Raw genomic sequence first — 22,344 nt, forward strand, 5'->3', positions numbered from 1 at the left:
CTCGACATCCTCACCAAATCACGACTCACACCCCAACCCACCCAACAGGAGGAACCCCCACTCCAACTCAGCGCATAACCCACTCCGAAGGACACAAAACGATTACACCACTCCACAGGACTTGAGCTGAGCAAGAGCACGTTCTACAATTGACGCATAAGTTCAAGGAGGTTCGCATGACCGCTTACGACCACTCGTCGGGGTACACCTACGGCACCGATGCCGTCCCCACGTCTCCGCTCACACTCGAGGATCTACGCCAGATTGAGGCCGCCGCGCACGTCCAGCCCGGTGACGCAGAGCTGCTCGCGCGAGCAGAACCCATCCTGGCGCCGCATGCCATGGAAATGGTCGACACGTGGCGCGGGATTTTGGCTCAAAAGACCTACCTGGCAGCACATTCCGCGCATCCGGATGGACAGCCGAACCCCGAGTACGCGCAGGCGTCAAAGCCCCGATTCGCCCAGTGGATCATCGACATGTGCACGCGCGAGCGGGATCAGGCGTGGTTGGACTACCAGTACCTGATCGGAGCTCGACACATGACCGCGGCGAAGAACGCGGCGGATGGGGCGGACTCGACGCCATTCGTGCCTCTGCGCTACGTGCTCGCCTTCATCGCGCCGACTGTGGAGGTCGGGCACCGTCTCCTGGCGGAGGGCTTCGAGGGCGCAGAACTGGACGCTGTCCGTGACGCGTGGACTCGCGCTGTGACTGTCGCCGTGACAGTGTGGGCGTATGCCTACCGCGATCACCCCGAGCAATTCTGATCCGGCGCTCGCCACCTACGACTCCCCCATCGGCCGCCTCACGCTTGATAGCGGTGTATTCGTCTTTCGCACTCTCTGACTGCTCTCCCTGGAAGCCTCAGTGGCTTCCAGGGAGAGCTTTCTTTCTGGGTTATAGGACACTACGTGTTGCTGGTTGGGTGACTTTTCGGCTTTCTGGTGCGGGAAAGTCACTCTTTCAGTTGGTCGTGTTTGCCTCGTTCCTGTGAATACTGCATCGTGCTCTGTGTGTGGCTGCCCCATGATCCGTCACGGTAAGAAGTCAACAGGAGGTCCTTTGAAGATCGCGGTGGTAGAAGTCCGCTCATCATCAAGGACCTCGACCTCTACCCACAACCCCCGACCAATACCTGGTCACCCACACTAGTACCACCCAAACGAGGCAGGTACACGCTAGAGGACCGCGTTGCCGTCCACCGCTGCTGCATCGACCTAACCCTGCTCCAAATGGCCACAGGGCTGCGCGTAAGCGAAGCAAGAACTCTCATGTGGGACGACATCATCACCGACGACCAAAACCGCCCAGCGTGCATTATTCGGGCTGAAAACGCCAAGACAGGCACCACCCGCGTCGCGGCTCTCGTCGAGCCTGCGGTCTATGAGCACCTTACCCGTAGACGAGATGAAGTCGGTGGAGCCTACGTTGTGGGCGCACCGCTCAACCCAGACACCGAGTGGGACAGATACAACGCTCAGAAGGCTCTCAAGGCGTTCTACAAGGATCTGGCTCGCGACTGCGGAGTACCTCTGCTGGAGACCCACCGCACCCACGTCTGGAGAACCACCCTCAACACCATGTACCGCACGGACGTAGACGCGCTACTGCGTGCTCGAACGCTCGGCCACTCGGTCGATGTGAACGCACAGGCATACTCAGACCTGTCAGACCTCACAACGCTGTACGAGGCAGCCCGAGCACGGCGTAGGGAGGAAAGGTAGTCCCTACCTTATTCCCTATCTTTCGTGAGGATATGCCGGTAACTTCAAGTATCTTTAGGGAAGGATAAGGGGACGGTTACCGCACAATATCAACGATTACTTGGCTGTATCTCACTGTTTCATTAAAAAGAGATGCAGACCCCGGAGGTCGCAGGTTCAAATCCTGTCCCCGCAACGGATAACTCCCGATAGCTTTTAGCTATCGGGAGTTTTTTTATTCCCCAAAACCCGTACCCCCCCGCTGACCTATCTCCTTCTGCCGTCCTCCTGTCACTCTCCGACTCACCCTCCGACCGCCGGCCTGCCTTCTTTCGCCACCTTCCTGCACCTTTCCTATTGGCGACCTGTCTTCATTTGCCGCCTACCTTTCTTCTTCTTGTGCTACCTTTCTGCCGCCTGCTGGGCGGCTTTCTTTATATCCCCTGCCTTCTGTAATCTGCGGAGGGGGTCTTCTGAGCCTTGTTGGGGCGGTGCTTCGGGGAGACTGATAGGGGCTTGCCCGCTGCCCCTTCGGGGTGTTTGGGGTGGATCTTCCTGCCTCTTGAAACCTCCTCACGGAACCTCCTTATGGAATTTCATAGAACCGTCGTGAAAGTTACCCTGGACTGGTTTCGGAACGTCTCCCGATGTGTCTTTCGAGGTATTCCTCAGCGTGTCTATCGGGGCTTCAAGCGGATGTGCTCATGGGGGTGGCGGAGCCACTTCCGAGTGGTTATTGGGGGATGGTTATGCCTTCTTGAGACGCTGCTTTTGGGGGTTCTGAAATGGGGCTTGAAAGGGGTTCTGAAGGAGACTCTGGGGCGGGTCTCAAGGACCCAACGAGGGGTTCGAAGGGTGCCTGAGCGGGGGAGTGGCGAGGGGGCTGTTTTTGCCTCAAAGTGCATTCTCAAAGTGGAATATGCGAAAGGTGCCTATATTCCGGGCTTGGAAATCACCCGTTTTGCCCCGGAATTCCGCGGTTTTTGGCAAAAATTGGGCTTCGAGTGCAACAATTCACTCTGAAAGTGATTGTAATCACATACGAAACATTCAAGTTAATTGTAGAGTTTTTTGAAACTCTTTCAAAAAACGCTCAAAAACCCCGGAAAATCAAGGAAAAATAGCCCATTCAACCTCTACTTGAGGGTGATTCAAGTTAAACTAGAAGCTTAGAAAAAGCTCTTGTTAAGATTGAATCTTGTTCGATACCCAAAAATAGCCCCAAAAAACCGCTGGAAAAGGCTTTTTGACCTGGTAGCTTTGAGTACGTGGTCACCGCGGTCCGCCGCGTAGCTCTCCGAAATGAATACTGCAGCCCTCCATCACATGAGGACGTCCCCGCAACACACACGGGACGGTTACTGGACTTGCTCCATGCGGCATCACATTCGCAGGCCGACCGCCTATAGGCTTCTCACCTATAGACCACCTATCACTCAACCACTCTCGGGCGTCCGCGCCCCACGAAACACCAACAACGAGGACAACCCATGGCACTTCGCCCCCGCACTGTTAAGGCTGGCTCTCTCGCAGTCATCGCTGTACCCTCCGTGCTCGGTAGCACCCTGGTAGCACCCGCTTCCGCATTCGCACCCGTCGTTCAGGACATCCCCGGCGCAGCTACCCAGGCCCCGAAGTCCCTGTTCACCTCCACCGTGCAGCCCACCCTCTCGCAGGTTGCTGTGCAGATCCGCCAGCAGGCAGAACAGGCAAAGCAGACTCAGCAGGCTCCCGCAACGACCGCGGTTCAGCCCATCCAGAAGACCTACACCGCTCAGGCAACTCAGCAGGCAACCCCCTCGGCTACCTTCCAGTCCGCACAGGCGGCTCAGGCATCCGCTCAGCCCACCCTGGCACAGGTTGCCCAGACCCCCGCCGCTCAGCCCGCGCAGACTGCACAGGCTACCCAGGCGGCATCCGGTGTGGCGGCAACCCGCACCAACCAGACTTTCCTGTCCTACACCTCCCCGGCTGGTACCACCTCGCAGTACCACGTCTACGCTGAGGGTGTGGACTTCTCCAAGCCCGTTGGCGTGGTCTTCTACTTCGACGGCGACTACTGGCGTAACGACCAGTCCAAGGTCTACGACCCCTCCGGTGAGCTGGCTCAGATGGCTGCATCCGCAGCGGCACAGAACATGCTGTTCGTGCCCGTCATCTCCCCGGATACCAACCGTTACGATGCTGGCGTGACCTGGTGGGAAAACATGGACCGTAACGGCGAGTTCTTCCGCTCCTTCGCTTCCTCCTTCATCGCGGCTAACGGCGTGGACTCCTCCAACGTGTGGACCATGGGCTACTCCGGTGGCGCTGAGTTCATCACCTACGAGCTGAACACCAAGCCCCAGACCTGGCGTAACGGCGGCGGATCCATCATGGTCGCTGGTGGTGGCCTGGACGAGGGTACCCCCTCGGCTGCGCTGAAGTCCCAGCCCATGTTCTGGTACGCAAACTCGAACGACGGCTCCGGCGAGACCTACCCGCAGACCTGGAGCGCACGAGGCGCCGTTGAGGGCGGCTACAACGCCTACCGCAACGCCGGCTACACCAACGCTTCCGCGACCGTTCTGAACGGCTCGGGCCACTTCGACTACAACTTCTCGCAGATTCTGAGCAACTCGCTGACCAAGGGCAAGGCAACCGCCGCTCCCAAGGTCGAGCAGAAGGCTGAGCAGAAGACCGAACAGAAGTCTGAGCAGAAGCAGAACACTCAGCGTGCCCGCACCATGAGCTCCGCAACCTACCAGAGCTACACCTCCCCGGCGGGCACCACCTCCCAGTACCACGTGTACGCGAACAACCTGGACTACTCCAAGCCCGTTGGCGTGGTCTTCTACTTCGACGGTGACTACTGGCAGCGTGACGAGTCCAAGGTCTACACCCCCGACGAGGGCATGCTCGCGGCGATGGGCAAGATTGCTAACGCCCGCAACATGGTCTTCGTACCGATTATCTCCCCGGACACCAACGCATCCGGCAACGGCATCACCTGGTGGGAAGACATGGACGCTAATGGCGAGTTCTTCCGCTCCTTCGCGAAGTCCTTCGTTAGCCAGAACAACCTGGACGCTTCCCAGGTGTGGACCATGGGCTACTCCGGCGGCGCTGAGTTCATCACCTACGAGCTGACCGACCACAACACCTCCTGGCGTAACGGCGGTGGCTCCATCATGGTCGCTGGCGGCGACTCGGACGGCTCCGTGGACGCTGATGCAACCACTAAGGGCTTGCCTATGTACTGGTGGGTTGGCGCGAACGACACCTCCGGTAACACCTACCCCGTCACCTGGAGCGCACGTGGCGCAGTCGAGTCCGGCTACAACGCATACCTGGGCGCTGGCTTCTCCGACGCCCGCGTGAAGCTGATTGACGGCTTCAGCCACCACGACTACGACCTGCCGCACATCCTGGCGTCCTCCCTGGACTTTGCGGGTAAGACCCCCGCGCTGGGCTACAGCGACCTGTCCGACTCGAACCCGAACTACAACGAGATCAGCTGGAACTCTGATCACCGCATCATGCTCGGCTTCGCGGACGGCACCTTCCGCCCGAACGCATCGGTCAACCGTGCACAGCTGGCAACCTACCTGTACCGCGTGGCTGGTCGCCCCGCAGTGAACGCACCGGCTGTTTCGCCGTTCAGCGATGTTCCGGTCAACCACCCCGCGTACAAGGAGATCTTCTGGCTGAGCCAGCAGGGCATCAACGGTAGCGACTTCCGCCCCCTGGAGGCCGTCACTGAGTCCACCATGGCTGAGTTCATGTACCGTGCAGCTGGCTCCCCGGCACAGGCTCAGGGCGGCTACGCGTCCCAGGCTCTGGCGTGGGCTGCCTCCAACGGTATCGGTACCGGTTCCACCTCTTCGGATGCGGTTACCCGCTCCGCGATGGCAGGCTACCTGTACATTTACGCGAACTAAAGCTCGCACCCCATAACGCATAAAGATCCGCCCCGTTCCTGAACGCATCAGGAACGGGGCGGATCTTTATGGGTTTAGCTCAATAAGCTATGCGCTAGACCAGGCATGAGAATCTCAGGCTTGAGAATCCCAGGCTTAGAGAGTCTGGGTGGGGGATTCCACAGCCAGGGGAGCCGGAGCTGCCGGAGCGTTCTTTGCCTTCAGAGCAGCCAAGCGAGCGTCCAGCTCGGTGTCGCGCTCCATCTGGTCCAGGGTGTTGAACTGTGCGTCCAGGGAGGAAGCTGCCAGCTCCTGCTGACCGATGACGCGTGCCTCTTCGCGGCGAACCTTCTCTTCGAAGCGGCTCATCTCGCTGGTCGGGTCCAGAACGTCGAACGCCTTCAGAGCGTCGTTCACCTGGGTCTGAGCTGCTGCAGTCTTCTGACGTGCGGTCAGCTCATCGCGCTTGTACTTGACCTCTTCAAGCTTGGAGCGCATCTTCTCCAGGCCGTCCTTGAGCTGGTTGACAACCTGAGTCTGAGAAGCCAGCTGAGGCTCAACAGCCTGCGCAGCCTTCTCAGCCAGCAGCTGCTTGTTCAGAGCAATCTTCGCGAGGTTATCGAACTTGTCAGCGTTGGCAACGTCGCCAGCTGCGCGGAACTCATCAGCCTTGTTAGAAGCTGCCAGAGCCTTGGTGCCCCACTCCTGAGCGGTCTTGACGTCCTCAGCGTGGTCCTTCTCGAGCAGACGCAGGTTGCCGATGGTCTGTGCTACTGCAGCCTCCGCCTCGCGGATGTTGTTGGTGTAGTCACGAACCATCTGGTCCAGCATCTTCTCCGGGTCCTCAGCTGCATCAATCAGAGCGTTGATGTTTGCCTTAGCGAGCTGTGCAATACGGCCGAAGATGGTCTGCTTAGCCATAATCTCCTACTTTCTGTTCACGGGCTGCGGGGGAGCACTACGCTCCTCGTGAGCCGTGCCCGTATAACTAATTATGTGGCAGATTTCTGGGTGCATGCTGTGAAAATGATGCACGCCTGATTTCTGCAACCTAAACTTTTGGTAAATTACCTCAGGTGTTTTCCGACTGGGGAAGAAAGCGGTGAGGTAAGCTATCCACCCCGCCGGTCAGACTGTAGAAAAACCTACAAAAACCGACCGACAGAATCGGTAGCATCGGAGGCGGTTAGAAGCTACCGCCGTCACCGCCGCCGCTACCCCAATCGCCGCCACCGCCGCTGAAGCCGCCGCCCCAGCTGCCGCCGCTACTACCACCACTGCTGTGGCCGCCGCTGCTACCCCAGCTACTGGTGCCGGAGTTCATCGCGGTCATCAGAGCGCCCAGCAGCAGGCCCTTCGCCAGGTCACCGCCGAAGCTGCCGCCGCCGCGGTCGTTCTGGTTGTTGTAGTAGTTGCCGACCTCGCTCTGAGCTCGGTTCTGCGCATCGGTCGCCTTCTGAATCGCCATGTTGGCTTCCTTCATAGCGTTCAGCGGATCCGAAGAAGCCAGACGCTGAGCCTGACCCAGGTGACGCTCCGCCTCAGAAACAGCGGTCAGGGTCATCGGACCCACCGCAGCACGGCGGTTATTGATGTAGCTACGCGCACCGTTCACCGCAGCGTACGCAGAACGCATCGTACGATCCAGGTTCTGCGAAGCCGCACGAGAACGCTCACGGGTAGCACGCATATTCGTCATTGCCTTATCCAGCTCAGCGGAAAGCTGACGCAGCTGGTTCGCCAGAGTCAGCGGGTCATTCGGGCGAGCCGAAGCGCTCTGGTTGACCTGGTTGAGCACCGCCTCCATACCGGCAGCGACCGCACCCAAATCATCGCGACGCTGAGAAGCAGCCAGGCTCTTCGCCTCCGCCACGTCGCGCTGAATGCTCAGCAAGTCGGTGCTCAGACCCAGCTGAGCCTGCTCCAGCTCCTGCGCGCGGGTATTTACAGCCGCACCCAGCGCCTGAATCTGCGAGGCGGCTTCCTCAGCGGTGCGCAGGTGAGCAACCGCCTCCGAACGAGCGGTCGCAACGGTCGCCTGAGCCTTCTCAACCTCCGCAGCGCACAGCACCATGTTCGACTCCAACAGGGTAGGAGTCTTAGAAATGGGCTCCAGGGCGCTGGGCAGGTAACGTTCCTTCAACGTGCGGTACTGGGCGGCAATCTCCTCCACCGAGGCACGCAGCTGCGGCAGACGCTGAGCCAGAGCCTCAATAGCCTGCGGTGCCTCCTGCTCCAGGTTGCGCAACTGAGCCAGCTTAGCGTCCTGCTCCTGAGCAATACGGGTGACTTCCTGAGAGTTATCAATAATCTCAGTCAACCAGGCACGCTGCTCAGCCTCAGTATCCGGGATGCTATCGGTCAGAAGCTGCTGACGCTGGAAGGACTTACGCATCAGATCCTCAGCACGCGCAATCTCCTGAGCGAACTCAGCAACCTGCTGATCGCTGTACTGTGCGCGCGCAAAATCCAGTTCCTGCTTCGCGTGGCTCATCGTCGTATCAGCCTGCAGAAGGGCGCTACCGGCGCGAGTGCGCAACTCCTCCAGCGGAACCTCCGGAATGGGGGAGTAGTTACGAGGCGCACCGTAGGAACGCTGAGGCTGCTGCTGAGCGTTCTTCTTCTTGCGGCGGCGGTACATCGCGTAACCGCCAGCACCCACGGTCGCCGCAGCACCCACACCGAGCACGCTGGTTACAACACCCGAAGAGCTACCGCCCTTCTGGGCCTCGATACCCTCAACCGCGGCAAGCGCCGCACCCGAATAGTCGCTATTCTGCAGCTTCGGTTTGATGTAGTTCTGGTACACCTTCGTCTGCTGATCGCTCGACAGGGTCTTCGTGCTACCCGCCAAGAAATACGCCTGGCGAGACTCGGTAGCAATCACCAGCACCACATCGGCAGAACCCCAATTGTTCTTCGTGGCAAGCGCCTTCGTCCAGCTCGAAGAAGTAGACGGGTTCTCAAACTTATCGATGACCACAACGTGCAAATCCACGTTGTGCTTCTTCGACAGAGCAGAAATCTTAGACTTCAGGGTAGCGGTATCACCCAAAGAGTTCGTGGAATCGTACACGGTGGTGCCCGTAATCTGCATCGGGTCAGCAGCCTGCGCCGATGTGCTCAAAAACGCAGAACCAGCCGGCAAAACCACCGGGGCACAAGAAAGACCTGCCGCCAGCACTGTGGCACCCAAGATAGTGCGCAGGCGAGGGCGTGCGGGACGAATCTGACGCGCAAAGGCGTGCTCGGTCATGGTCTTTCCTCCGTTGTCGTGAAGTATGAACGGACCTGCACTTCACGGCGTGCTTGTTCATCGCACACCTTAGTGCTGGTCACATTATTAGTGTAGCTGTGGCACAGCCACACAGACGCACAGATACGAGAATATTGCGCCGCTGTTTGCCGACCGTTTACCGACTTCCCAGGCTTTATACAGGAAAGCCGGAATATAGGAGAGCCGGGGTCTAGCCTCACGCCAGACCCCGGCCCACCGGCTATTCAGTTAGTTAGCGCCGACGGGCAATCTTCAGATTGCTCATCAGGTGCTCCACTACCTCCGCGGCATCAACATCGTGGATACTCTGCGCCACGCCGTTCACCACCTGAACCCGCGAAGACGAGGCGAACATCCAACCCAAGAACTGCACAGTATTCAGCAGCCTAGAACTGCGTTCTGCCTGCTTTCGCATCTGTGACCACAAAAAGGGCGTAGTCGGCACACCACGGCCCTTATACACCTGGGAATTAGAATGGGCATCCAGAAGCTCAGCGAGCGCCTCAATATTTTCGGTCAGCTCCTTCAAATCCTCATCCCCGGCAGAAGGGCCGACGTAATACCGATCAACCAGGCTCAAAGGCATGTAACCGCTACAGCTACTCACCCACGCCAGCTTCAACCGTAGATTCTGCAGACGAAGCACCTGCCGTAGAAGCCGCGAATGGGTGCGCAGCACTGACAACGGCATGGAAGATAACCTTTTCTCCTCCGAAAGCAGACCCTCGGCACTCTCCCCGGAAAACGCCTTATACGGATCCGAGACGCCCACCAGAAGCACCGGTCCCTCGTAGTGCACGAACGCTAGAACCTCGGGAACACTCGAGAGGGAACGGATGCGCTCGCCAATGGTCGGCAGATCCTCCCCATCCGGGGCGTACTGTTCGCGGCTGAACATCAACGTCTGGATAGGCTGCTCGGTAAGGTCGGGCGAGTCATGAGCAAGCGCCCGCAAATCGGTCACAACCTCCGCCAGAACGCCGTCCTGCTCGACCTGCAGAAGCTCCTGGAGAAGCTCAATGACAGAGCGCGCCTGCAGGGTCAAGACCGCGGCGCAGAACTCCGCATCCTGAAGCTCAAGACGCACCTTCTCCAGGCGCTCTTCCAGCGTGGACTGCACGCCCTTGAGCTCAAACTCGCTCAGCTGTTCCGGACGGAGCATACGGTGCGTACCATCCTCGCCGGGACGGTAGAAAAGCTCGCTAAACTCCAACGTAGACTGCACACCCTTCAACGCCCGCTCTCGCAACTCGGGCAGAACGTCAAAGGCAACTTCCGCCATCTCATTCCAGACCTTGACCTCATCGATCTTCGAATCCTTACGAACAGTCTTCTTCCAAGTCTCGGCAAGCTGCATAGCGCGATCAAATTCGCTCAGCTCTACAAAAGCCGCCAGTTTCTGGGCACTCTCACGCAGATAACGCACCGCGTACAGGCGGTCGCTCAAAGAATCCGGGAGGGTATCCTCCAACAGACGCCAACGGAAGGTACGCTCAAAGCACTCCTCGGTCAGGCTAATGACGGCGGCGCTCAAAGAGAGCGCGTGATCACGGGCAAAAGCGAAAGAGCCCGGGGTATCCGCCAGACGAGGCAGGGACGTATAAAACTCCAGCGCCCCGCTTAGCTTCAGCCGAGATACCCGGATGGTTTCTTCCAGCTCGGCGGCAAGTACCGTGCGGTCAACCTGGGCAGTCTCCTTGAAACTGTGCAGCGGAGACACCTGTGCACGCTCCAGCGTCTGCAGGTTCATGACCGCACGCATGAGGTAGTTCTCAAGAATATTGATCTGCTGTAGGCGCGGACGTTGATTCAGCGGAACATGATTCTCCTGCGTGCCGACCAGCAGATGCTGCGGAACACCGCTAATCGACGGCAGCGCAAAGACCTCATCCTCTGATGTACTGACAGAAAGCACCATGGGGTAGCGGCTGCGCTGTGCGTTCTCTAGAGGGGGAATGAGCTTGAAGTTGGTGCTCAAAGAGAATGGGTCGGAGGGTGCCGGGTTACTCTTGGGAGTCTGCTGGGCGGCCTCCTGTTGCGGGCGCTCTTCAGGCTGCGCCGGGGTGTTCTGGGGCATGCTCTGCCGCTCCTGGGTTTCTGCTGAATGGCTTTGCGCCGAGTGGTTCTGTGCTGAATGGTTCTGCGCTGAAGAACCGGAGACACCACCGGCCTGCATCGGCTCCAGCGGGGACGGTGCAGCCAACGGCTGCTGAGGGGGCGGAGGCGAGTGCACCTGAACCTGCTGACTCTGCTGAGCACTATGACCCGGCTGAGCACTATGACCCGGCTGTGCCGGTTTCGGTTGGTAATGCATCGGGTAGCTCACCGCGCCCTGTACCTGCTGAGGGGGTACTTGCTGTGAAGGCCCCTGCTGAGGTGGTACCTGCTGATTCATCGCCTGGTTCTGCTGCTGTTGCAGTACCTGCCGCCTAATCTCACGCGCACGACGGCGCGAAGGGCTCAACGACGCGAAAAACGCTACAGCCGCGCAGATTAGAACAAATATAAGCAACGCATACAGGCGTGTTGCGCCGTCTAGGGAAGACGCCACCGCCGCAGGCATGATCGGCAGCGCGCCAACAAGAGCGAAAACAGCAGAAATAATCCTCATGACTTCACCATAACCCAGCTAAATCCCGGGTGCTCGCAACGCCGTTGCCTTACCGCATACTAAAAGGGAAGTAGCCGGGGTACCGGGTGCTCTCCGCCAGTGCTTCCCGTGCTCGCATCCGCATCCGCCTCACAGTTAAAAGACGATGCGGCGTGCGCCCCATGTAGGGGCTCACGCCGCATCAATCATCACTCAACTCATTATCACACCCGGGCCGGTCCTCACACCGACCCTTCGGGACATACTGGGGATTCTCGCCCCTCCCGGTGCAGGGCTCTCATCTCCCGCCCCGGAAAACTATCAAACTTTATACGCTACCTACCGGCAGTCAGTGCGTGGGTAGCCATCTGCTGAGCCAGCTCGGAGGCCTTTTCCGCACGATGACGGCGGTACACCATTCCCGAGCAACACGCCACAATACCCGCACCAATACCGATGGAGCTTGCCAAGATCGCACAGAAAATCAGGGTGCCGATCATCATGGGTTTCTCCTTTACCTTTGTCCTTTGCCTTTGTTCTCGGCTCTATGTGCCTTCAACATTACGGAGCAACCCTGTGTTCAAGCTGTGTACCAAGAAGCGTCATGCTGTGTAAACCGTGAAGAAAAACTGGGCGCTTTAAAAGAGAAACATGAGAGCGAGTAGCGAACAAAGCCCCAAAACAAACTAGCCGTCGGGCAAATCTCCGGGTATCTCAGACCCGCGAATCAGCTGCCGATGAAAGGGTGTGAGGAAAATTCCCAGGGAACTCCCCGATAACCAACAGCAAAAAAATATAGAACGCCATAAAACACCCTCTACAGTAGAAAGATAGCGTGCGCCCAGGGTGAGGCACACGCGCGACTCTAGGAGAACTTATGACTCAGAACAACGGATGGTCTTACGGCGGCAATGACGGCGTCACGGATGCAACCCGTCCCCTGCAGAACGTGAACGGACAGGCAAGCTACCAGCCCGCAAACCAGCAGCAGGGTCAGAACGCATACCCGCAGGCATACGCCTCTCCCGGATACACCTACCCCCAGGCGGCGGCTGCTCAGGTCGCTTCGGCACAGTCTGCACCTCAGAACACCGATAACAACAAGCGTTACGGTGCCGGTGTTGTGCTCACCGCAGCTCTGCTCGCAGCCCTCGTTGGCGGCGGCGTTGGCGCGGGCGTCGGAGGCGGCATCGCAGCATCGAACAACAGCTCCTCCAGCGCTTCCTCGCGCGGCTCCGTCAGCTCCAATATCAGCAACTCCTCCACCGTGGCAGGCGTAGCAGAAACCGCGAAGAAGGTCCTGCCCTCTACCGTGACCATCGTTGCTTCGAACGGCTCCTCCTCCGGCGGCGGTAGTGGCGTTATCCTCGACAAGGAAGGCCACATCCTCACCAACCACCACGTGGTTACCCTCGAATCTTCCAGAGAAGCATCCACCATTGAGGTGCGCCTGAGCGACGGCACCGTACGCACCGCAACCGTGGTGGGCCTGGACTCTGCCGCTGACCTGGCGGTCCTGAAGATTAACCCCTCCGGCCTGGACCTGCAGCCCATCACCTGGGGTGACTCCTCCAAGCTGGTCTCCGGCGAGGTAGTGGTTGCCCTCGGCGCGCCGTATCGTCGTAGCGAATCGGTAACCTCCGGCGTGGTCTCGAACGCAAACCGCGTGCAGCCTGCCGATGCGAAGGGCCAGAACTACATCCCCATGGTTCAGGTTGACGCTCCCATCAACCACGGTAACTCCGGTGGCCCGCTGGTGAACCTCAAGGGCGAACTGGTCGGCATTAACGCGCAGGGCCAGGCAAGCCAGGATGGCGGCACCGCCGACGGTATGGCGTTCTCCATTACCTCCAACTACGCCAAGCGCATCTCCTCCGAGATCATCGCCAAGGGTAAGGCAACCCACGGCTACCTGGGCGCGAGCGTGAAGAACAGCCCCGCGGACACCGGCTCGGGCTCGTCCAAGCTCATCCCCGGTGGCGTTGAAATTGCCTCGGTAGAATCTAACAGCCCCGCCGCGAAAGCAGGCCTGCGATCCGGCGACGTCGTGATTGAAGCCGACGGTCACGCCGTGACCAAGAGCGACGAGCTTAACGGTACCGTGCGTGCCGCGGCAGCAGGCTCTGATCTGAAGCTGAAGATTAAGCGCGGCTCCTCCACCCATGACATCACCGTGACCCTGGGCGACGCCGACAGCCAGAAGTAAAACGCACTCTGCCTCTGAACAGGTAGAAACGCGGTTGGGAAACACCCGCTCAGCCGGCTCTACCGTTCAGTAACTCTAACTTCAAAAGAGTGCCACATGGTGTAACGAAAGAAAGCTCCCACCCCATACGCGGGGTGGGAGCTTCTTTCGTTAGTACAGCAAACTGTATTGGTGTTGCAGATAGGGGCAGGTTAGAGGCCCTCGAGAACCTCGCCCACGCGCTTCTGCAAAGCCGGGATAACCTCCTGCTCGAACCACGGGTTCTTCGCCTGCCACCTAAAATTCAGCGGCGAAGGATGCACCAGCGGCAGAAACTTAGGAAGATAAGACTCCCACGCACGAACCGTCTCCGTCAGGTTCTTCTGCGCCTTAGGGGCGTGCATACCATCCAGGTAGTGCTTCTGAGAGTATGCCCCCACCAGCAGAATTAGCTGAACGTTCGGCATGAGCTCCAGAAGCTGCGGATGCCACTTCGGCGCGAAATCCTTACGCGGCGGGTTATCGCCGTGCGCGCCCTTACCCGGGTAATAGAAATCCATCGGCAACAGCGAAATCAGGTCGGGGTCGTAGAACTGCTCAGCCGTCACGCCCATCCACTCGCGCAGCTTCACGCCGCTCGGGTCATTCCACGGGATACGGCTCTCCTGCGCGGCACGCCCAGGTGCCTGACCAATCACCACAATACGAGCATGAGGTGACGCCGAATAAACCGGCTCCCAACCCTGCTCCGTGAACTCCCTATTCTGCGAATCCAAACGAATCTGCCCAGCCAGGGGAGGGCGCGTCTCCAGAATCTGCTGAATCAGAGGCCCCGGCAGATTATGGTGTGCTGTAGCCATGCTAGATGGCGCCTCCATCAAAACCGTTCTGACGCCACGCCTCAAAAATTGCAATGGACGCAGAATTAGCCAGGTTCAGCGAACGGCGACCCGGCTTCATCGGAATCTTCACACGCTCGCTCACATGCGGATCCTGCTGAACCTCAGCGGGCAGACCCACCGACTCCGGACCGAACATGAACACATCACCGGGACGGTACTCAATATCCGCATACGAGGTCGAAGCAGTCGTCGTGAACGCAAAAACACGCTCCGGAGCCAGAGCCTCCCACGCATCCTCAAGGGTCTCATGCACCGTCACCACCGCCAGGTCGTGATAGTCCAGACCCGCGCGGCGCAGATGCGCATCATCAAAGTTAAAGCCCAGCGGTTTCACCAGGTGCAACTCAGCGCCAGTAATCGCCGCCAAACGGATAGCATTGCCGGTATTGCCCGGAATCTCAGGGGTATAGAAAAGAATCTTGAACACGTTCCTAAGTGTACCGCGCAGCCCCCGACCAGCCCGGAACAGCCCCCGACCAGCATTGAGCGTCCCGGGGGAGTAGCGCTCGCCGACCCAGCCGCAGATGAACACACCTAGAAGAGTGCGGATAGAGCGCGATAAAATAAGTGAGGCGAAAAACTGCCGACAACCCAGCAGGAGGAACCATGAGCGCAGAAACCAACCGTCAGAACGGCCGCGTCTACCTCGACCATGCCGCCACCACCGACGTACTGCCCGCCGCCATCGACGCTATGGTCGAACAGATGCGCAACGGTGGCAACCCCTCCTCCCTGCACGCCGTAGGCCGCGACGCCCGCGCCACCGTCGAATACGCCCGCGAACGCATCGCCCGCGCCGTCGGAGCCGACCCCGCCGAAGTTATTTTCACCTCCGGCGGCACCGAGGCGGACAACCTCGCGGTCAAGGGCATCTACTGGAAGCGCCGCGAAGAAGACCCGCAGCGCACCCGAATTCTCGTCTCCTCCATCGAGCACCACGCCGTGGAAGAAACCTGCGAATGGCTCGAAAAGGCAGAGGGCGCGCAGCTCGAATGGATCCCCGTAGACGAGCACGGTAGCGTCAACCCGCAAACCGTCCGCGAACTCATCGAAAAGAACCCCGAAGACGTCGCGCTCGTGACCGTCATGTGGGCGAACAATGAGGTCGGTACCGTACAGCCCATCCCCGAGATCGCCGCTATCGCCGCCGAATACGGTATTCCCGTGCACTCGGACGCGGTGCAGGCATTCGGCGCAATCCCCATTGACTTCCACGCCAGCGGGGTAGCGACCCTCGCAATCTCGGGCCACAAGATCGGCGGCCCCATGGGCATCGGCGCGCTGGTTGCAACCCGTGCCGTGCAGATGACCCCCGTCCTACACGGAGGCGGCCAGGAACGCTCCGTACGCTCCGGCACCATCGACGCACCCGCCATTGCAGGTTTTGCAGAGGCCGCCGTGCACTCGGTTCAGCACCTTGACAAAGAATCCGCCCGCATCGCCGCGCTACGCAACGAACTCGTTGCGGCAATTAGCGCGCTCATCCCGCAGGCGCACCTGAGCGGCGAAAACCCGCTCACCGAAGAGTACCCCGGCCAGAAGCGACTGCCCGGCAACGCCCACTTCACCTTCGAAAACGCAGAAGGCGACACCCTGCTCTTCCTGCTGGACATGCAAGGCATCAGTAGCTCCACCGGCTCCGCCTGCAACGCCGGGGTGACCCGCCCCTCCCACGTGCTCATGGCAATGGGAATGGACGAAGACACCGCCCGCAGCGCCCAGCGCTTCACCCTCGGTCACTCCACCACCGGAGCCGATATTGCGCGCCTCATCGCGGCACTACCCGCTGCCTACGAACAGGCAGCAAAGGCGGGGCTGTCCTCGCAGCTGCCGGACGCCTCCCGCTGGCACTAAAAGACAGAAAAAAGGTACCGAACCGCCCTCAGCTTGCAATATCAGCGTTCGCTGAGGGCGGGCTGAGGGTGCACTGCCCAATATCCCGCCGAGCCCCTGCGTACAATGGGTAGCTACAGTAACGAAAAGTCCGCCCACACAAATAAGGCGTACCTTTCTAAAGGCTCAACACAACAGAAGGATAGGCAGTGAAAATTCTTGCAGCTATGAGTGGCGGCGTTGACTCCGCAGTCGCCGCAGCCCGCGCCGTAGAAGCAGGACACGAAGTAGTCGGCGTTCACCTCGCCCTATCCCGCATGCCCGGCACCCTGCGCACCGGCTCCCGCGGCTGCTGCACCCTCGAAGACTCCATGGACGCCCGCCGCGTCTGCTCCCAGCTGGGCATCCCCTTCTTCGTCTGGGACTTCTCCGAACGCTTCAAGGAAGACGTCGTCGACGACTTCATCTCCGAATACGAAGCCGGACGAACCCCCAACCCCTGCATGCGCTGCAACGAAAAGATCAAGTTCGCCGCGCTCCTCGAACGCGCCCTCGCACTCGGCTTCGACGCCGTGGTGACCGGCCACTACGCCCGCGTCATCACCACCGAAGACGGCAACCGCGAACTGCACCGCGCCGCCGACTGGGCCAAGGACCAGTCCTACGTGCTCGGTGTGCTCACCCACGAACAGCTCAAGCACGCCTGGTTCCCCCTGGCGGACACCCCCTCCAAGGCACAGGTACGTGCGGAGGCGGCAGAGCGCGGCTTCTCCGTGGCGAAGAAGCCCGACTCCTACGACATCTGCTTCATTCCCGAAGGCGATACCCGCGCCTGGCTGGGCGACCACATCACAATGCGCCCCGGCCTCATCAAAGACACCCACGGCGAGGTGCTCGGCGAGCACCCCGGCGCGCAGGCATACACCGTAGGCCAGCGCAAGGGCCTGGCACTGGGCCGCCCCGCCGCCGACGGCAAGCCCCGCTTCGTGCTGGAAGTGCGCCCCAAGGAAAACGAAGTTATCGTCGGCTCCCGCGAGCTGCTTGCCGTGCACGAAATCCGCGGTATCCGCGCCACCTGGGCGGGCGTACCCGTAGAACAGGCGGCACGCTTCCTGGAACAGCCCGCACAGCTGGGCGCTCGTAGCGAAGAGTTCGAGGTGACCGCACAGGTGCGCGCGCACGCTGACCCGGTCCGCGCCAAGGCGTACATGACCTGGGCACCCGACCCCGAAGCTGAAGAAGAAGGCACGCTGCGCCTGGAAACCGTAGTGCGCCTACTGGACCCGCTCTCCGGCGTGGCACCGGGACAGACCATGGTGCTCTACCAAGGCACTCGCGTACTGGGCCAGTCCACCATCGCCCGCGCCTACTCGCTGGACCGCGAAGACATTCAAGAAACCCTGTCTGCTGGCGCCTCCACCAGCGCCGACTAGCCGCACAGAATAGCCGCGTACCCCGCTATTCGCAGCTGTTGCCGCAACAGCCTGCTCGAGCGCAACGCACAGAAGACCACAACCGGACTGAGGAGAGACCGATGACTGCCGAACACACTTCCTGCGAATTTGACCCCCACGCCACCTCCATGGGCGATGAAGTCGCGCCGGAGGTTTACGAGGAGCTCTTCGCCATGCGCCGCTCCATCGACAACTTCGATGCAGCGTTGGTGCACATCCTCGCGGAGCGTTTTCAGGCAACCAAGCGCGTGGGCGTCCTGAAGGCTGAGCACAACCTGCCCGCCGGCGACCCCGGCCGTGAAGAGGCACAGATTGCTCGCCTGCGTGCCATGGCGAAGGAATCCAGCCTGGACCCGGAATTCGCGGAGAAGTTCCTGAACTTCATCATCTCTGAGGTGATTCGCCACCACGTGCGCATCGCGAACGAGCACGCTGACCAGGACGAAGAGACTGAAAAGTCTGAAAGCTAAGACTTTCTAAGATTTCACCCTCTTCGAGATCTCAGCCTCTCCGAAAAGCCCCGCTCTCATCCCTGCTGAGCATCCATCGTGCTGAGCGTCCAGCGGCAGAGCATCGACCCGCCCGCACTTTTCCCTAACCTGTCTTAACCTCACTCGTTTATGCCCCCTCAATCTTCCTCCCGCCAGAATGCCCGCACCGAGCCGGTGCCGGAGCGCCTGCTACTGCCCGGTGAGTACCGTGCCCCCGAAGGCGACGAACTGACCGAGCAGGACCTTGCTACGCTCGCTACTGAGCGTCCGCTGGTGCGCGCTAGCGGTCGGGGTGATTTTCCCGGCGATGATCTGGCTGAGGCGATGTCCCGTGTAGAAGGTGAGCTGGGTTCCCCGCACTTGCCGTTCCTGCCGCATCTGCCGGCGTTGGGCTGGCGGGCTACCCCGCTGGCACGCACCCTGGCGGTGTGCGAGGGACTTGCCTTTGACGGTGTCTCGTTTGGCTGGCGCATGGTGCATAGCGGCGGCAGGGGAGCGCGCGAGTCTGCCTTGGCGAAGGACCGTCTGCTCTCCGATATCAACCTTCTAGCTGACCGTGTGGGCGCGCAGAAGAAGAGGTTCACCTCCGGTGTTGAGGGCTCCGCTGCGGTGTATAAGATTCAGCTGGTTGGTCCGCTGACCCTCGCAGCCAGCATCTACCTACCCGGTGGCGAGCGTGCCATCAGTGATGCAGGGGCGAGCCGTGACCTGCTGGAATCGTTCTTGGAAGGACTGGAGCGTTGGGTGGAGTCTCTGCGTGAGGCTCTGCAGTCTCCCCAAGCGCTGATTGCGGTGCAACTGGACGAGTCGGAGTTTCAGCGTCTGATGGAGGGCTCTATCCCTACGGTGAGTGGCTTCCGTTCGTTGCCTTCGCTGCAACCTCACTACTATCAGCAGGTGTACCGTCGGGTGGCGGAGCGTTTTGTCGAACTCAATCTGCAGCTCATTCTGGATGTGGACGGCACCGCGCTCAAACCGGTGCAGGAGCTGAAGCTTCTGACCCAGCCCCGTCCTGCCCTTGACGCTTTGGCGCTGTTGAAAGCTATGCAGGTCGAGGGTGCCGCTCCCTGTGCTTTGCTGTTGCATCCTGACCGTGCCCGGTTGAAGGGTCCGGGCATGCTGCAGGTTCCTCCGCTGAGCGATCCTCGTTCCTGGGAACCTGTGGCGCAGCTTTTGGAGGCTCAGGCTCAGCTGCGGCTGCCGGTGGTGACTTCTGCACGGGTTCCTGATCAGGTGCGCCGTCTGTACAGCCTGTGGCGTGAGGTTGGTCTTGAACCGACGCAGTTGAATGCGCTGGGTTTGATGGCTGATGAGCACCCGCAAACGGGTTCGGTGCCTTCTGCACCCACCCCGGGTATGGTGAGTGTGCTGGACGCCACGGCTTCGTTGGCTCGGGTGACAGATTGTGCCCGTGCATTGGCTGAGTGCGCGGTATGATTGGAGAATCAGCATTTTTATGTAAGTATTTACGACTTTTCTTTAGGGAGGTACTGTGAGCGCAAGCGACGCACACACCATTTTGGTGGTTGATGACGATGATGCTCTGGCGGAAATGATTGGCCTCGTGCTCGCGCAAGAGGGCTTTAACGCTGTTTTCTGCGAAAATGGCGGCCGCGCTTTTGAAACTTTTATGCGCTCCACTCCCGATTTGGTGCTTTTGGATTTGATGCTTCCTGGCATGAACGGTATTGAAGTCTGCCAGCAAATTCGCCGCTCTTCTAATGTGCCGATTATTATGTTGACCGCTAAAAGCGACACTGAAGATGTTGTGAAGGGTCTTGAGGCTGGCGCTGATGATTACATTGCTAAGCCTTTTAAGCATGCTGAGCTTTTGGCGCGTATTCGCACTCGTTTGCGTCCGCGTGAGAGCCGCCAGCTGGTCGTGTCCATTGGCGATATTGTCATGGATATGGATGGTCGTACCGTCAAGTACCACAGCACTGAGGTTCCGATGACTCCTCTGGAGTTTGACCTGCTGGCTGCGCTGGTGCGCCACCCGGGTCAGGCGTTGAGCCGTCAGGAACTGCTGGATATGGTCTGGGGTTACACTGATGTGAGCGATTCGCTGGTAAACGTGCACGTCCAGCGTCTGCGCGCTAAGTTTGATGAGCTGGGTGCGGATCGTTTTATTCAGACGGTTCGTGGCGTTGGCTATAAGATTCCGACCGAGCTGGTGGGATCTTCCGGTAGCTAATCGGAACCTATTCATAGGCGAAGGGATAACCTGATTGTCTGTTGCGAAGTCGAGCCATGAGCACGGCGCTTTGACGGCGGAGGCGGTAGCCTCCGCCTCTTCGCGTACCCGCACTTCCAAGCCGCGTAAGGCGAAAAAGCAGAGTAGTAGGAGCCTGATGCAGCGCGCTCAGCGTCTATGGAAGGAATCTCTGCAGTTCCGTGCTTTGGGCACTGCGGGCATCATGATGTTCCTGAGCTTCTTGATGGTGGGTTGGTCCTTGTCGAGCCAGATTGCGACGAGTCTTTTTGAAAATCAGAAGGGTCAGGCGCTGGCGGAATCGGAGAGTGGTTTCCGCAACGTTCAGAGTGTGCTGGACTCCTCTGAGGCTCGTAGTGACAGCGAGATTCGCCGTAATGTGAGCCGTACCCTGACCGTCTTGGATGCGGGTAGTTCGGGTAAGCGCAATTGGATTCTTGTGCCTTTGGAAGGTCAAGGTAAGCAGGGCTTTATTCCCGAGCAGAGTAGTAATAATTCTTTGAATTCTTCGAGTATTCCGAATGATTTCAAAACAACTGTTCGCGATAAAGAGGGTATTTTCTGGCAGACGTCTACGGTGACTACTGTCGAAAATAATCGTGAGCGTACCTATCCGGTGCTTATTGTTGGTACACATATTTCTATTGCACAGAACCCTAATTACGGTTTGTTCCTTGTGTACGATATGACGGATTCTTCCGCCACGATTGCGCATATTAACTTTGTTCTTTTTGGTGGTTTCTGTGCACTGCTTACTGTGGTGCTTTCTGTGGTGTGGATTGTGACTCGTTTTGTGGTCCGCCCGATTACGCAGACCGCTATTACCGCTGAGAAGCTGGCTGCCGGTGACCTGGATCAGCGTGTGTCTGTACACGGTGAGCATCAGGCGGCGCGTCTGGGCTATTCCTTCAACCTGATGGCTGACTCGCTGCAGGAGAAAATTGTTCAGCTGGAGCGCCTGTCGACTCTGCAGCAGCGATTCGTTTCTGACGTTTCGCACGAGTTGCGTACCCCGTTGTCGACGGTTCGTTTGGGTACTGAGCTTCTGTACGATACGCGTGACGAGATGGAACGCACGCAGAGCCGCACCGTGGAGCTTCTGCACGATCAGGTGGATCGTTTCCAGTCGATGCTTTCTGACCTGCTGGAGATTTCTCGTTTCGATGCCGGTAGCGCAATGCTGACCATCGACACTGAAGACTTCATGCGTGTGCTGTCGAATATTCTGCAGGAGGCTCTGCCGCACCTGGAGCGCACGAATACTAAGCTGAACGTGCATACGAGCCATGAGAGCATCATGGTTGATATGGACCGCGTGCGTATTGAGCGTGTGCTGCGTAACCTGCTGTACAACGCGATTGAGCACGGCGAGTCCCGCCCGATTGACGTGTACGTCGGTGCGAATGCCACGAACCTGGGTGTTGCGGTGCGTGACCACGGTATCGGTCTGTCTGAGGATGAAGCGGTTCAGGTGTTCAACCGTTTCTGGCGTGCTGATACTTCGCGTAAGCGCACCCTGGGCGGTACGGGTCTGGGGCTGTCGATTGCTGCTGAGGATGTGCGTCTGCACGGCGGCACGATTGAGGCGTGGGGCGAGAAGGGCCGCGGTGCCTGCTTTACGATGAACCTGCCGCTGATTCACGGTGCGCCTTTGGGTGAGTCGCCGGTTCTTGTGACGGGTGAGCCTGAGGCAATCTCGCATCGTTCGGCGACTGCGAAGGATACGCTGCCCAATATTGCTCCTCGTGTGAACATTGAGGACGAGCTCTAAGGGGTTCGGGCGGGGAGAGGCTTA

16 protein-coding genes are annotated in these 22,344 nt (G+C 59.4%); 10 read left to right on the forward strand and 6 right to left on the reverse strand.

The features are described 5' to 3' along the window. The first annotated feature begins 176 nt into the window (after nucleotides 1-176). The 3 genes from HMPREF2894_RS04065 (at nucleotide 177) to HMPREF2894_RS04080 (ending at nucleotide 5,626) form a co-directional block, all read left to right on the forward strand. Entirely contained in the window at nucleotides 177-770 is a 594-nt protein-coding gene (locus tag HMPREF2894_RS04065) for a protoglobin domain-containing protein (RefSeq protein ID WP_005505324.1), read from the forward strand. A gap of 456 nt (nucleotides 771-1,226) precedes the next feature. Then, the gene (locus HMPREF2894_RS04070; protein WP_256370628.1) at nucleotides 1,227-1,727 is read left to right on the forward strand and encodes a site-specific integrase; all 501 of its coding nucleotides are present in this window, start codon (nucleotides 1,227-1,229) and stop codon (nucleotides 1,725-1,727) included. A gap of 1,469 nt (nucleotides 1,728-3,196) precedes the next feature. Continuing rightward, nucleotides 3,197-5,626 carry an S-layer homology domain-containing protein gene (locus tag HMPREF2894_RS04080; protein WP_070593938.1) on the forward strand — a complete coding sequence of 810 codons (2,430 nt, stop codon included), beginning with the start codon at nucleotides 3,197-3,199 and terminating at the stop codon, nucleotides 5,624-5,626. Between the two features lie 135 nt (nucleotides 5,627-5,761). Here the strand turns inward: HMPREF2894_RS04080 and HMPREF2894_RS04085 are convergent, their stop codons facing one another. The 4 genes from HMPREF2894_RS04085 to HMPREF2894_RS09115 all read right to left on the reverse strand — a co-directional run bounded on the left by HMPREF2894_RS04085 (nucleotide 5,762) and on the right by HMPREF2894_RS09115 (nucleotide 11,975). Further along, nucleotides 5,762-6,526: a PspA/IM30 family protein gene (locus tag HMPREF2894_RS04085; protein WP_070543768.1), complete on the reverse strand. Its 765-nt coding sequence runs from the start codon at nucleotides 6,524-6,526 to the stop codon at nucleotides 5,762-5,764. Nucleotides 6,527-6,791: 265 nt separating this feature from the next. Continuing rightward, nucleotides 6,792-8,861, reverse strand: coding sequence for a TPM domain-containing protein (locus HMPREF2894_RS04090; RefSeq protein ID WP_070677933.1), 2,070 nt, complete (start codon nucleotides 8,859-8,861; stop codon nucleotides 6,792-6,794). A gap of 253 nt (nucleotides 8,862-9,114) precedes the next feature. Next, on the reverse strand, nucleotides 9,115-11,493 hold the full coding sequence (locus HMPREF2894_RS04095; protein ID WP_070677935.1) for a non-ribosomal peptide synthetase subunit: 2,379 nt from the start codon (nucleotides 11,491-11,493) through the stop codon (nucleotides 9,115-9,117). Nucleotides 11,494-11,807: 314 nt separating this feature from the next. Further along, on the reverse strand, nucleotides 11,808-11,975 hold the full coding sequence (locus HMPREF2894_RS09115; RefSeq protein ID WP_168160863.1) for a hypothetical protein: 168 nt from the start codon (nucleotides 11,973-11,975) through the stop codon (nucleotides 11,808-11,810). A gap of 374 nt (nucleotides 11,976-12,349) precedes the next feature. Between HMPREF2894_RS09115 and HMPREF2894_RS04100 the strand changes: the two genes are divergently transcribed. After that, on the forward strand, nucleotides 12,350-13,678 hold the full coding sequence (locus HMPREF2894_RS04100; protein WP_049349457.1) for a S1C family serine protease: 1,329 nt from the start codon (nucleotides 12,350-12,352) through the stop codon (nucleotides 13,676-13,678). Between the two features lie 191 nt (nucleotides 13,679-13,869). On the opposite strand, the gene HMPREF2894_RS04105 is transcribed toward HMPREF2894_RS04100, so the two are convergent. Both HMPREF2894_RS04105 and HMPREF2894_RS04110 read right to left on the reverse strand, forming a co-directional pair. Next, entirely contained in the window at nucleotides 13,870-14,517 is a 648-nt protein-coding gene (locus tag HMPREF2894_RS04105) for a uracil-DNA glycosylase family protein (RefSeq protein WP_049349459.1), read from the reverse strand. A gap of 1 nt (nucleotide 14,518) precedes the next feature. Next, entirely contained in the window at nucleotides 14,519-14,986 is a 468-nt protein-coding gene (locus HMPREF2894_RS04110) for a tRNA (cytidine(34)-2'-O)-methyltransferase (RefSeq protein WP_070593930.1), read from the reverse strand. 179 nt (nucleotides 14,987-15,165) lie between these two features. Between HMPREF2894_RS04110 and HMPREF2894_RS04115 the strand changes: the two genes are divergently transcribed. The 6 genes from HMPREF2894_RS04115 (at nucleotide 15,166) to mtrB (ending at nucleotide 22,320) form a co-directional block, all read left to right on the forward strand. After that, complete coding sequence (locus HMPREF2894_RS04115; protein ID WP_049349464.1) at nucleotides 15,166-16,413, forward strand: cysteine desulfurase family protein; 1,248 nt, start codon at nucleotides 15,166-15,168, stop codon at nucleotides 16,411-16,413. Nucleotides 16,414-16,601: 188 nt separating this feature from the next. Further along, nucleotides 16,602-17,825, forward strand: a complete 1,224-nt coding sequence (gene mnmA / locus HMPREF2894_RS04120; protein ID WP_070666226.1) for a tRNA 2-thiouridine(34) synthase MnmA — start codon at nucleotides 16,602-16,604, stop codon at nucleotides 17,823-17,825. A 101-nt stretch (nucleotides 17,826-17,926) separates the two neighbouring features. Further along, complete coding sequence (locus tag HMPREF2894_RS04125) at nucleotides 17,927-18,316, forward strand: chorismate mutase (protein WP_044150288.1); 390 nt, start codon at nucleotides 17,927-17,929, stop codon at nucleotides 18,314-18,316. A 150-nt stretch (nucleotides 18,317-18,466) separates the two neighbouring features. Beyond that, nucleotides 18,467-19,774 carry a uroporphyrinogen decarboxylase/cobalamine-independent methonine synthase family protein gene (locus HMPREF2894_RS04130; protein WP_070677937.1) on the forward strand — a complete coding sequence of 436 codons (1,308 nt, stop codon included), beginning with the start codon at nucleotides 18,467-18,469 and terminating at the stop codon, nucleotides 19,772-19,774. A 55-nt stretch (nucleotides 19,775-19,829) separates the two neighbouring features. Then, entirely contained in the window at nucleotides 19,830-20,531 is a 702-nt protein-coding gene (gene mtrA, locus HMPREF2894_RS04135) for an MtrAB system response regulator MtrA (RefSeq protein ID WP_080974466.1), read from the forward strand. 34 nt (nucleotides 20,532-20,565) lie between these two features. After that, nucleotides 20,566-22,320: an MtrAB system histidine kinase MtrB gene (mtrB, locus tag HMPREF2894_RS04140; protein WP_049337856.1), complete on the forward strand. Its 1,755-nt coding sequence runs from the start codon at nucleotides 20,566-20,568 to the stop codon at nucleotides 22,318-22,320. Nucleotides 22,321-22,344 lie beyond the last annotated feature (24 nt).

The organism is Rothia sp. HMSC066G02, assembly GCF_001813145.1.
Lineage (GTDB): Bacteria > Actinomycetota > Actinomycetes > Actinomycetales > Micrococcaceae > Rothia.

Excerpts from the sequence above, each read along its gene's own strand:
- HMPREF2894_RS04065 (WP_005505324.1), top strand. The coding sequence starts at position 177 with ATGACCGCTTACGACCACTCGTCGGGGTACACCTACGGCACCGATGCC.
- HMPREF2894_RS04080 (WP_070593938.1), top strand. The coding sequence starts at position 3,197 with ATGGCACTTCGCCCCCGCACTGTTAAGGCTGGCTCTCTCGCAGTCATC.
- HMPREF2894_RS04085 (WP_070543768.1), bottom strand. The coding sequence starts at position 6,526 with ATGGCTAAGCAGACCATCTTCGGCCGTATTGCACAGCTCGCTAAGGCA.
- HMPREF2894_RS04090 (WP_070677933.1), bottom strand. The coding sequence starts at position 8,861 with ATGACCGAGCACGCCTTTGCGCGTCAGATTCGTCCCGCACGCCCTCGC.
- HMPREF2894_RS04095 (WP_070677935.1), bottom strand. The coding sequence starts at position 11,493 with ATGAGGATTATTTCTGCTGTTTTCGCTCTTGTTGGCGCGCTGCCGATC.
- HMPREF2894_RS09115 (WP_168160863.1), bottom strand. The coding sequence starts at position 11,975 with ATGATGATCGGCACCCTGATTTTCTGTGCGATCTTGGCAAGCTCCATC.
- HMPREF2894_RS04100 (WP_049349457.1), top strand. The coding sequence starts at position 12,350 with ATGACTCAGAACAACGGATGGTCTTACGGCGGCAATGACGGCGTCACG.
- HMPREF2894_RS04105 (WP_049349459.1), bottom strand. The coding sequence starts at position 14,517 with ATGGCTACAGCACACCATAATCTGCCGGGGCCTCTGATTCAGCAGATT.
- HMPREF2894_RS04115 (WP_049349464.1), top strand. The coding sequence starts at position 15,166 with ATGAGCGCAGAAACCAACCGTCAGAACGGCCGCGTCTACCTCGACCAT.
- HMPREF2894_RS04125 (WP_044150288.1), top strand. The coding sequence starts at position 17,927 with ATGACTGCCGAACACACTTCCTGCGAATTTGACCCCCACGCCACCTCC.
- HMPREF2894_RS04130 (WP_070677937.1), top strand. The coding sequence starts at position 18,467 with ATGCCCCCTCAATCTTCCTCCCGCCAGAATGCCCGCACCGAGCCGGTG.